Below are 263 nucleotides of genomic sequence, written 5' to 3' on the forward strand. Positions count from 1 at the left end.
TGAACTGCACCCCAATTGTTAGACACAGTCTAACAATTGGAGGTGCAGTTTTTCTATGGCTAAATTTACAGCTGATGAAAAAATACAAATCGTTCTACGTTATTTGAACGGAAATGAAAGTTATCGAGAAATGGGTAAATCGCTCGGTATAAGTGACACAATCATTTTGAATTGGGTAAACCAATATAAACAGAATGGTCTGGAAGCTTTTCTAAAACGATGTACAAATTACACACAACAATTTAAACTAGACGTACTAAACT

Annotated in this window: 1 protein-coding gene; it reads left to right on the forward strand. The window is 34.2% G+C overall.

What is annotated here, in order from left to right; all coding sequences use genetic code 11:
* Window positions 1-55: 55 nt before the first annotated feature.
* On the forward strand, window positions 56-263 hold a 208-nt coding region (locus H6481_RS28550), incomplete at its 3' end, for a helix-turn-helix domain-containing protein (protein ID WP_182813831.1).

Source organism: Bacillus sp. ME78 (genome assembly GCF_903970865.1).
In the GTDB taxonomy this organism is placed as follows: Bacteria; Bacillota; Bacilli; order Bacillales; family Bacillaceae_G; genus Bacillus_A; species Bacillus_A cereus.